We start from the raw sequence: 9,908 nt of genomic DNA, 5'->3' as shown, positions 1-9,908 counted from the left end.
GAGGACATCGTGGACGCCGTCATCGCCGCGGGCAGTCCCGACCGCGTGTTTTTCGAGGCACCCCGCAAGGACCAACAGGCCTGGTTCGTCACGCGCACCGGGCCCGTCCGCCGTACCGTCACCGCCGTCGGCCCGTCACCGCCCGTCGAAGACCACCGGCGCGTCAAAGGCCGCCCGGCGCGTGGCGCGGCGCAGCGCCCCCAGGATCGGGCCGCCGAGGGTGAGCGTCAGCACCACCGTCACCACGGCGCGCGGCAGATCCCAGCCGAGCGAGGTGGCCAGGCAGTACGCGACAAAGCGGGCGAGGTTCTCGCCGAGCGGATCGCCCGGCACATAGCTGATCCCCGAGGCCATGCCCTGCATCAGCGTCCAGCCCTGGAGGTTCATGGCCGTCCCGTAACAGACCGACGCCACCGCCCCGTACCCGGCGAGCAGCAGCAACTCGCCCCGGCCACGCAGCCGGCCGGGGGCGGGCAGCAGACCCGCGCCCATCGCGACCCACCCCATCGCGAGCATCTGGAACGGCATCCAGGGCCCCACCCCGCCCGTGAGCAGCGCGGACGCGAACATCGACACGGCGCCGAGCACGAATCCGAAGCCGGGGCCGAGCACCCGCCCCGACAGCACCATCAGGAAGAACATCGGCTCGATCCCGGCCGTCCCGGCGCCCAGCGGCCGCAGCGCCGCGCCCGCAGCCGCCAGCACGCCGATCATCGCGATGGCCTTCGCGTCCAGACCGGTGTCCGCGATCGTCGCCACCACCACGGCCAGCAGCAGCGGCAGCAGCGCGGCGAACAGCCATGGCGCGTCGGCGGCGTGGGTGGTGATACCGGAGTCCCCCGGTGCGAACAGCGGCCAGCCGAAGGCCACCACGCCGATCGCGGAGACGAGAGCCAGGGCCGTGATCGAGCGCGGGCCGAGCCGGACGGCGCGTATCCGGGGCTTCCGGGGCTTCCGGGGCTTCCGGGGCTCGGCCGCGCGGCCCTCGCGGGCCCCGGCCGCACCGCTCATGGCGCCGCCTCCAGTGCCTCGCGCACCTGCGGGACCGTCAGCCACGGCAGCGGCGCCAGGACCTTCGCGACCTGCGGGGCGAAGGCGGGGGAGGACACCACGACCTCCGCCGTCGGTCCGTCCGCGACCACCTCGCCGTCGGCCAGGATGACGACACGATGGGCGAGTTCGGCCGCCAGCTCCACATCGTGCGTGGCCAGGACGGTCGCGTGACCCTCCGCCGCCAGCCCGCGCACCACCTCGACCAGTCGCGCCTTCGCCGCGTAGTCGAGACCGCGCGTCGGCTCGTCGAGCAGCAGCAGGGGCGGGCGTGCGGTGAGGATCACGGCCAGGGCCAGGGCGAGCCGCTGCCCCTCCGACAGATCGCGCGGATGGGTGGCGTCCGCCACGTCCGGGAGCAGCCGGCTGACCAGCTCACGGCAGGTTCCCGGGGCCGCGCCCGCGTCCTGGTCGGCCGCCGCGCACTCGGCGGCGACCGTGTCCGCGTAGAGCAGATCGCGCGGCTCCTGCGGTACGAGGCCCACATGGCGCAGGAGTTCGGCGGGCCGGGTGCGATGGGGTACGACGCCGCGCCCCGGGGGTCCTCCCACGCGCACCGATCCGGCGGCCGGCTCACGCATCCCGACCAGGCTCGCCAGGAGCGTCGACTTGCCGGCCCCGTTGCGTCCCATCAGCGCCACCGTCTCGCCCGGCCGTACCGACAGGTCCACGCCGCGCAGGGCCTCGATCCGCCCATGGCGTACGGACAGCCGCGCCACCTCGACGACCGGCTCGCCCGGCGCCGGATCGGCCACCGGGCGCGGGGCGAGCGGCGCCAGCCGCTCCCGCAGCGGCCCCGCCTTGCGGCGCGCGTCCCGTACGGACAGGGGGACCGGCGACCATCCGGCGAGCCCGCCCAGCGCCACCACGGGCGGCTGGACGGGCGAGACCGGCATGATCTCGGCCGGCTCGCCGACCAGCGGGGCCGCGCCGGGGGAGGGCAGCAGGATCACCTGGTCCGCGTACTGCACCACCCGCTCCAGGCGGTGTTCGGCCATCAGCACGGTCGTGCCGAGGTCGTGCACCAGCCGCTGGAGTACGGCCAGCACCTCCTCGGCCGCCGCCGGGTCGAGCGCGGAGGTCGGTTCGTCGAGGACCAGGACCCGGGGGTGGGTGGTGAGCACCGATCCGATCGCGACGCGCTGCCGCTGCCCGCCGGAGAGCGCCGCGAGGGGGCGGTCGCGCAGCTCGGCGAGGCCGAGGAGGTCCAGCGTCTCCTCGACCCGGCGGCGCATGGTGTCCGGGGCGATGCCGAGCGACTCCATGCCGTAGGCGAGTTCGTCCTCGACGGTGTCCGTGACGAAGTGCGCGAGCGGGTCCTGTCCCACGGTGCCGACGACGTCGGCCAGCTCACGCGGCTTATGGGTACGGGTGTCCCGGCCGGCGACCGTGACCCGGCCCCGCAGGGTGCCGCCCGTGAAGTGCGGCACCAGGCCGGAGACGGCGCCCAGAAGTGTCGACTTGCCGACTCCGGACGGGCCGACGAGCAGACACAGTTCCCCCTCGGGGACGGTCAGATCCACCTCCCCCAGGGCGGGCCGCGCCGCGCCGTCGTAGGTGACGGACACCTGCTCGAAACGGATCACTGCGCGGCCTCCTTCGGAGCTCCTGGGTGTGGTGAGGATGGCGGGGCAGCGGACGGGGCCGGGGCCACGAGCGCGGGGAGCAGCCCGATCAGCACCCCCGCCGCCGGCCACAGCGGCAGCGTCGGCGCCGTGAGCGGGACGACGGGCGGCTGCAGGGCCTGCGGTACGGACGAGCCGGCCCAGATCATCAGCGCCGCGACCGCCGCCCCCGACCCCGACACCAGCCACGCCCTGACGCCCCACCGGTCCGGCCGGTAGCGGCTGCGTACCGAGCGGCGGCCGCCCAGCCACAGCCCGCCGAGCGCGGCGGCGAGCCCGGCGAGCAGCAGCGGCAGCCCGTAGCCCGCGCCCTGCGCCGCCAGCAGTCCGTACGTACCGCAGCAGACGCCGAGCAGCCCGCTCAGAGTCAGCGCGGTGGTGGTGCGGCGTACGGCGGGCGGGACCCGCGCCGTACGGCCGTAGCCACGCGCGTCCATCGCCGCCGCCAGGGCCACGGACCGTTCCAGCGCGCCCTCCAGCACCGGCAGCCCGACCTGGAGCAGCGCCTTCGGCCCGCGGTCGGGGCGGCCGCGCAGCCGGCGGGCCGCGCGCAGCCGCTGGACGTCCGCGACGAGGTGGGGCGCGAAGGTCATCGCGACGACGACCGCGACGCCCGCCTCGTACAGCGCGCCGGGCAGGGACTTGAGCAGCCGGGCCGGGCTGGCGAGCGCGTTCGCCGCGCCGACGCAGATCAGCAGGGTCGCCAGCTTCAGCCCGTCGTACAGCGCGAAGACCAGCCCCTCGGCCGCGACCCGGCCGCCGATCCGCACCCCCTGCGCCCAGTCGGGGAGCGGGACTTCGGGGAGCGTGAACAGCACGCGGGTACTGGGGATCGGCGAGCCGAAGAAGACCGCGAAGAACAGCCGGATCGCCAGCACCACCAGGCCGAGCTTCAGGAAGGCGGTGTACGAGCGGGCCCACGGCGCGTCCGTGCGGCGCACGGCGACGACATAGCCCGCGACGGCGATGAGCAGCCCGAGCAGCAGCGGATTGGTGGTCCGGGACGCGGCCGTGGCCAGCCCGAGCGCCCACAGCCACCAGGCGCCGGCGTGGAGTGCGTTGCCGCGGACGGGGGTGTGTGCCGTGGCGGGGGCGCGGAGCCGGGTGCGAGGCGTGCCGTCGGCGGTCCGCGGTGCCGTCGCGCTCATGTCCGGCGGCGGCGCGTCTGCCACACCGCCGCGGCGCCGAGCCCGACGACGAGGGCCAGCCCGCCGATCAGCCCGGCCGACGGGCCGCCGTCGGTGCCGCCGCCGCTCTTGTCGTCCTCGCTCTTGTTACTGCTCTTGCCGTCGCTCTTGTCGCCGCTCTTGCTGATCTGCTCGCCGCAGCCCGAGCTCGGGTATCCGGCGATGGCGCACAGCAGGGCGGCGGAGTCGTAGCGCAGCGGCTTGGCGACGGCGGCCAGCGCGTCCCCGGCCGTCGCGTCCTCGCCGACCCGCGCGCACTCCGTACGCGCCTTCGGCGGGGTCCGGCCGCCCGGCGCGTCCGCCGCCGTGCCGAAGTCCAGGACGACCGCGATCCGCTTGGTGCCGCCCTTGGCGGGCGTGTCCGCGCAGATCGCCTCGAAGGAGGCCGTACCGCGCGGTCGTACGGCGTCCTGGGAGTCCTCACTGACCGCGAAGCGGAAGCCGATCATGTCGCCGTCGCCCGGCCGCGCCGACGAGGGCCCCTGCGTCGCGTACGTCCAGCCGCCGCCGTCCCCGCCCCGCTGCCAGAACGACCAGTAGCGGTACCCCTCGGCGGCATGCGCCGGGGCCGCGCCGAGCGTGAGCAGCAGGAGGGCAACCGGCAGCAGGACGACGGCAGGCAGCCGCGGGAGGAGGACGGCAGGCGGCCGCCGCGTGGCAGGGGAGCCGCCCATCAGAGCCGCTGCTTCTTCCGGCCGCTGAGCAGGAAGCCGATGCCCATGCCCGCGGCCGCGCCGGCGCCCACGATCCACCAGACGCTGTTCATCCCGCCGTCGCCGTCGCCGTCGTCGTCCTTTTTGTCCTTGGTGGCCGACTCCGCCCCCGAACCCGCCGCCGCTTCCGGCTTCGGCCCGGTGGCGTTGAGCTGCCGTACGAGGTCGACGCCCCCGAAGTCACGCGGATCGCCACCGGCCGCGTGCGCCGCGAGGATCAGCTTGGCGAGCGCCCCCGGCTCGCCCTTCGACCACGCCGCCGCGCCGCTGTCCTTGCTCTGCAGCCAGTGGAGCGGCTTGCCCGCGGCCGCGCTGTGCTCCCCGGCGGCGAGTGCCACGACCGCGTCGGCGGTGGCGCCGAAGTCGGGCTGGTCCGTGGCGCCGGCCATCGAGGACATCAGGCGCATATCGTGTGCGGACAGGGCGAGGGAGAGATGTGCGAGGGCGGCCTCGGTGGCGTCCTGCGGCGTACGGGCCCTGCCGGCGTCCTTGCAGTCCAGCGGCTTGGGGTTCTTGTGGTTGTCCTTGCCGACGGTCTCGAAGACGAAGCCCTTGCCCTGAGTGGCCAGCGCGGCGCTCACGGTGGCCATGTTGTTCGCGGCGAGCTTGTCCTTGTCTCCGCTCTTGTCCGGTTGGTACGCGAACGCCCCGCGCTGTCCCGTCTTCGCCGCGCACCCCAGTTGCAGCCCGAGCAGCGCGTCGTACGGGCTCTTGCGGCCCTTCGCGGAGGCGGTCTTCGCCGGGTCCTGGGCCGCCGCGGCGAAGGCGCCGACCGCGACCGAGGTGGAGTTGGCGTCGCTCGGCCCGCCGGGGTTCATGCCCCAGCCGCCGTTGTCGTTCTGGTTCCGCTTCAGCCAGCCGATGCCCTTCTCCACCGCATCGGACCGCCCGCCCACCGCCGCCAGCGCCTGGACGGCCGCCGAGGTCGCGTCGGTGAACTCGCCCGTCTTCGGTCCGCACGCCTTCGCGGGGTCCGCGCGGTACGCAGCGAAGCCGCCGTCCGCGCACTGCTGCCCGGCCAGCCAGTCGACGGCCGACTTCGCCGGGGTGACGCCCACCGCGTCCTGGGCGAGCAGCGCGAGCGACTGCCGCCACACGCCGTCGAACTTCGGATCCTTGGCGCCGTACAGCCCCTTCGGACGCGCCGAGTCGTCGGCGAAGGCGGCAGGCGCGACGGCTGCGCCGCACAGGGCGGCGGAGACGGACAGAGCCGCCACGGTGCGGCGTACGTTCATGGCTGTGGTGCCTCTCGGTCATGTCGTTGCGGTGGGACAGGCGGATCGACGTACGGACGCGGCCGCGCACGGCTGACCACCCACGCGCGGAACGATCCGCCCCGCGACGACACGAAGACACCCGGCTCAGCTCCGCATACCTCGACGGTGCCGCCCCCGGTACCCCGGACGGCGGGAGCCTGCGTCGCGCCCGCCCAGGTGTTCCGGCTCGTACGCCCCGGAGGGGGCTCGTACTCACGGTTGCGGGTCAGCGCCGGATTCCCACCGACTTCCCCCGAACGGGCGCGAATGAAGTTTTACGGACACCTTATCCGGCGGCCGTCTGCCGTCGGCCTACCCCCCCCGGCCGCCTCAGGCCGGCGCTCCGGTTCCTTAGGACCGCCCCGCCCGCCCCGAACGATCCGCATGTCCTTCAGCGTTCGTGCCGGGTCCGTTGCGGATCATTCATGCGCATTGCACGGCCTCTTCGTGACACATGCGACTGTTCCGCTTCGGTCGTGGCGTGGAAGTCTTCGTGCCACACCGCGAACCGGCGGTGCCCCTGGGCTTCGCCGTTGCTCCGGGCACCCGGTGCGCGGGCGGGCGCCGGCCGACCGCGGGCCCGGCCCGCGCCTGTCTCACGGCCGGCCGGGTGGCGGGCGACCGGGCCCGCCGTCTGTCCGGCTACCCGGCCGGCGCGCGGGGCCGGCTCATCACGCCGGCCCGCGCCTGTGCCTCACCGCGCGCCTCACCCTGGCTCGCTCCGTCGCGCGCCTTGGCCGTGGTCGCCTTACGGACGGACGTCGGGCCCACTCCTCGCGGCGTGGGACGCGCGGTCGGCCGGTCAGACCCACCCCGCGCCCCGTGAGATCCGTATGGCGTCCACACGGTTGCGGGCCCCGGTCTTACGCGTGATGGCGGCCAGGTAGTTGCGTATCGTCCCGTTGGACAGATGCAGGGTCCCGGCGATCTCCGCGATCGAGGCGCCGTCGGCGGCCAGTGACAGTACGCCCAACTCACGGTCGGTCAGCGGGATTTCGGCGGCCTGGAGAAAGCCGTAGCCCAGCGAGTCATCGACGAACCGTTTTCTCTTCGCCACATGTCGTATGCCGTCCAGGAGATGCTGTGGCGGGGCGTTCTTGTCGATGTAGCCCAGTGCCTGGGCCTCATGGGCGCGGCGCAGCGGGCCGGGGCGCCCGGCGTGGGCCAGCACGAGCAGTCCGCACGCGCCGTCCTCGCTCGAGGCGGAGCTCACGATCTTCCCTAAGTCGCCCTTGTGTGCCACCCCGTCGGGACCCGCGGACTCCGTGTCCACCACGCACACGTGCGGTTGTGAGGAACGGGCTCTGCTACGCGCGTCACGCCACGAGGACGCGATCACCTCGATGTCTGGTTCGGCCCGTATCAGCGATGCCAGCGCCGAGCGCAGCAGGCCTGAATCGTGTACCAGAAGTACCCGGATCACGAACTTCTCCACCCCCTGTGATGTCTTGCTTCAGTCGCACGCGGTTGCCGCTCTGCCACGCGCCGTTCATGAATACCGGGATTGCCCATGCCGCGAACACGGAATTCAAGCCAATGGGGGGCGTGCGGGCGCACAATCAAACGCCCCCGCGCCAAAAGGGGCACAATGAGCGCCGCGTGCGCCCCCGCGCGCCGACTTAGTGAGACGGAGTCGGAGCGGTGAGGTCGATGAGGCGGCAGACCGTCTCGATGTCGATCTTGACCTGGGCGATCGAGGCGCGTCCCGAGAGCCAGGTGATCAGCGCAGAGTGCCAGGTGTGCTCGATGACGCGGACGGCGGAGAGCTGCTCGGCCGTCGGCGGGCCCTCCAGCCCCATCGCGTCGAGGATGATCGCGGTGGTGAGCCGGGAGACGGTGTCCACCTCCGGGCTGACCGAACGGTCGGCGAAGGTGAGCGCCCGTACCATCGCGTCCGCCAGATGGGGCTCGCGCTGCAGCGCGCGGAAGGCGCGCATCAGGGTCTGCGCGACCCGGGCGGCCGGATCCTCCTCGGTCGGCGGGCGCTTGCGCAGCGTCTCGTGCATATGCTGCAGCTGGTCCTGCATGGTCGCGACCAGCAGATGGACCTTGGACGGAAAGTAGCGGTAGAGGGTGCCGAGCGCCACGCTGGAGTTCTCGGCGACCTCGCGCATCTGGACCGCGTCGAAGCCGCCGCGGCCGGCCAACCGGGCGCTGGCGTGCAGGATGCGCCGGCGGCGCGCCTCCTGCCGCTCCGTCAGCTGCAGGGAGGCTGGCTTGACTTCTGCGGTCATGTGTCCCACTTCGGGTGTGTTGCGTCTGCGGGTCGTTGACAAGCCGACATCGTGCATGATGGCAGGACCGGCCCGGCCGTGCGAGTCAGTGAAACTCGTTCTAGGCTAGCGCGGCGGATGGCCGTCGCACCCGTGTCTGCGCAGTTGAGGCAGGTTGTTGCCGTCCGGGGTCGGGCGGGGGTCGGGACGGTCCCGGGACGCGGGCGGTCGGGCGTGGATCCAGGGGGGGGCGCGCGGGGCCCGGACGGGGCCCCGCGGCCGCACGTCCCGGTCGCTCTTGAGGAAATTCGTAGCGATATCACCCCGGTCGCTCCGCGGTCCCGGACCGGCCCCGGCTGCCGAGTGGTGGGGATCACCCGGCCCTGCCCTGGAGAGGGCCGCCGGGGCGGGTATCTTCGAGATCTCTCGGGGGGATCCGATAGTGAAACTTGTTCTAGATAATCGGAAGCGGTTACGCTCCCGCTGAACTGCACCAAGGAGGGGGCGCGAGTGACCGCAGAGGCCGCGCAGGAGACCGGGGCCGAGCAGCTTCGAGACCCGCTTCGAGCGGCGCCCCCCGCCGCCGCCGACGGATCGCTGCGCATCGCGCTGCTGAGTTACAAGGGGAACCCCTTCTGCGGAGGCCAGGGCGTCTATGTACGCCATCTCTCCCGTGAACTCGCCCGGCTCGGTCACACCGTCGAGGTCATCGGCGCCCAGCCGTACCCGGTGCTCGACGCCGAGGAGGGCGTGACCCTCACCCAGCTGCCCAGCCTGGACCTCTACCGCCAGCCCGACCCGTTCCGTACGCCGGGGCGCGAGGAGTACCGGGACTGGATCGACGCGCTGGAGGTCTCCACCATGTGGACCGGCGGCTTCCCCGAGCCGCTCACCTTCAGCCTGCGCGCCCGCCGCCATCTGGCCGCCCGGCACGGGCAGTTCGATGTGGTGCACGACAACCAGACCCTCGGCTACGGGCTGCTGGGCCTGGAGCGGCTCGGCTTCCCGCTGGTCACCACCATCCACCACCCGATCACCGTCGACCGGCAGCTGGAGCTGGACGCCGCGGACGGCTGGAAGCGCCGCGCCTCCGTACGCCGCTGGTACGGCTTCACCCGGATGCAGAAGCGGGTGGCCCGGCGGCTGCCCTCGGTGCTCACCGTCTCCGGCTCCTCCCGCCGGGAGATCGTCGACCACCTCGGGGTGCGGCCGGGGCGGGTGCATGTGGTGCACATCGGCGCGGACACCCGGCTGTTCTCGCCCGACCCCGCCGTGCCGGAGATACCCGGGCGCATCGTCACGACATCGAGCGCGGATGTGCCGCTCAAGGGCCTGGTGTATCTCATCGAGGCGCTCGCGAAGGTCCGTACAGAGGCCCCCGAGGCGCATCTCGTGGTCGTCGGCAAGCGGCCGGAGAAGGGCCCGGTGGCCGCCGCCATGGCCCGCTACGGGCTGGCGGGCGCCGTCGAGTTCGTCAAGGGCATCAGCGACGTCGAGCTGGTGGACCTGGTGCGCGGTGCGCAGATCGCCTGTGTGCCGTCGCTGTACGAGGGGTTCTCGCTCCCCGCCGCCGAGGCGATGGCCACCGGCACCCCGCTGGTCGCCACGACCGGCGGCGCCATCCCCGAGGTCGCGGGCACCGACGGCGAGACCTGCCTCGCCGTACCGCCGGGCGACGCGGGGGCGCTCGCCACGGCCCTCCTACGGCTGCTGGGCGACGCGGACCTCGGACGACGGCTCGGCGCGGCGGGCCGCGACCGGGTGCTGCGGCGCTTCACCTGGGAACAGGCCGCCCGTGGCACCGTCGAGCACTACCGCGCGGCCATCGGCGCGCGGCACCCCTGAACGCCGTGACCCCACCCAC

The 9,908-nt window shown here is 73.6% G+C and carries 8 protein-coding genes and 1 riboswitch; of the genes, 1 reads left to right on the top strand and 7 read right to left on the bottom strand.

What is annotated here, in order from left to right:
• Positions 1-135: 135 nt before the first annotated feature.
• From ABZS71_RS32175 to ABZS71_RS32145, 7 genes are all read right to left on the bottom strand, one after another.
• Positions 136-1,011, bottom strand: coding sequence for an ECF transporter S component (locus ABZS71_RS32175; RefSeq protein ID WP_356215662.1), 876 nt, complete (start codon positions 1,009-1,011; stop codon positions 136-138).
• A complete protein-coding gene (locus ABZS71_RS32170; protein ID WP_356215660.1) occupies positions 1,008-2,636 on the bottom strand; it encodes an ATP-binding cassette domain-containing protein in 1,629 nt (542 codons plus the stop codon). The genes ABZS71_RS32175 and ABZS71_RS32170 overlap by 4 nt, the downstream gene beginning before the upstream one ends.
• The gene (locus ABZS71_RS32165; RefSeq protein WP_355851899.1) at positions 2,633-3,823 is read right to left on the bottom strand and encodes an energy-coupling factor transporter transmembrane protein EcfT; all 1,191 of its coding nucleotides are present in this window, start codon (positions 3,821-3,823) and stop codon (positions 2,633-2,635) included. The genes ABZS71_RS32170 and ABZS71_RS32165 overlap by 4 nt, the downstream gene beginning before the upstream one ends.
• Complete coding sequence (locus ABZS71_RS32160) at positions 3,820-4,536, bottom strand: SCO2322 family protein (RefSeq protein ID WP_356215658.1); 717 nt, start codon at positions 4,534-4,536, stop codon at positions 3,820-3,822. The genes ABZS71_RS32165 and ABZS71_RS32160 overlap by 4 nt, the downstream gene beginning before the upstream one ends.
• Positions 4,536-5,810 carry a prenyltransferase/squalene oxidase repeat-containing protein gene (locus tag ABZS71_RS32155; protein ID WP_356215657.1) on the bottom strand — a complete coding sequence of 425 codons (1,275 nt, stop codon included), beginning with the start codon at positions 5,808-5,810 and terminating at the stop codon, positions 4,536-4,538. The genes ABZS71_RS32160 and ABZS71_RS32155 overlap by 1 nt, the downstream gene beginning before the upstream one ends.
• A 175-nt stretch (positions 5,811-5,985) precedes the next feature.
• Positions 5,986-6,113: riboswitch (cobalamin riboswitch) on the bottom strand.
• Positions 6,114-6,633: 520 nt separating this feature from the next.
• On the bottom strand, positions 6,634-7,254 hold the full coding sequence (locus tag ABZS71_RS32150; RefSeq protein ID WP_355851890.1) for a response regulator transcription factor: 621 nt from the start codon (positions 7,252-7,254) through the stop codon (positions 6,634-6,636).
• 196 nt (positions 7,255-7,450) lie between these two features.
• A complete protein-coding gene (locus ABZS71_RS32145) occupies positions 7,451-8,065 on the bottom strand; it encodes a TetR family transcriptional regulator (protein WP_356215655.1) in 615 nt (204 codons plus the stop codon).
• Between the two features lie 489 nt (positions 8,066-8,554).
• Between ABZS71_RS32145 and ABZS71_RS32140 the strand changes: the two genes are divergently transcribed.
• Entirely contained in the window at positions 8,555-9,889 is a 1,335-nt protein-coding gene (locus ABZS71_RS32140; RefSeq protein WP_356215653.1) for a glycosyltransferase family 4 protein, read from the top strand.
• Positions 9,890-9,908 lie beyond the last annotated feature (19 nt).

It is taken from the genome of Streptomyces sp. NPDC005393 (genome assembly GCF_040606675.1).
Classification (GTDB): Bacteria; Actinomycetota; Actinomycetes; order Streptomycetales; family Streptomycetaceae; genus Streptomyces.
Note: the sequence above shows the minus strand (reverse complement) of the source record. Positions and strands in the feature narration are given on the sequence as shown.